Source organism: Achromobacter ruhlandii (assembly GCF_002082135.1).
GTDB classification, from domain to species: Bacteria; Pseudomonadota; Gammaproteobacteria; order Burkholderiales; family Burkholderiaceae_B; genus Achromobacter; species Achromobacter ruhlandii.
Genome location: NZ_CP017433.1, coordinates 6,059,785 through 6,060,286, shown reverse-complemented (window position 1 = coordinate 6,060,286; position 502 = coordinate 6,059,785). Strand labels below are relative to the sequence as shown.

Here is a 502-nt window from a genome sequence, read left to right as displayed (position 1 = left end):
AGCGGGCCGGCCGTGAGGGGGGCACCGCGTGACCGGGGGCTGTCACGGGCCGGCGGCGTCCTGCGCGGCCGCCGGCGCGGGTGGTCACGCCGGGCAGCCGGCGCGTTGGCGACGCGCCCGCAGGCTGGGCCAGATGCGCAGGAGCAACGCGCCGCCGGCCGCTGCCGTGGCCACCAGGGTCACGCCGGTCCAGCCCCACCGCGCCAGCGCCAGGCTGCCCAGCGCGCCGCCGGCGGCCATGCCGATGAAAACGCTGACCATCAACACGGCGTTGAGCCGGCTGCGGGCGGCGGGGTCGATGCCGTAGACGATGCTCTGATGCGCGATCAGCGCCACCTGGATGCCCAGATCGAAGCCGATGGCGCTGGCGGCGATCAGCCACAGGCCTGACTGCGCGGACAGCAGCGGCAGCAGCGCCATGGTCGCGAACGAGACGGCGGTGAGCGCGGCGCCCAGGCGGCTGACGGCATGGGGGCCGCGCCGGTCGGCGTAGCGTCCCGCC

The 502-nt window shown here is 76.7% G+C and carries 1 pseudogene; it reads right to left on the bottom strand.

The features are described from left to right. Window positions 1-84: 84 nt before the first annotated feature. A pseudogene (locus AruCF_RS30100) lies at window positions 85-502 on the bottom strand (MFS transporter); the annotation flags it as partial.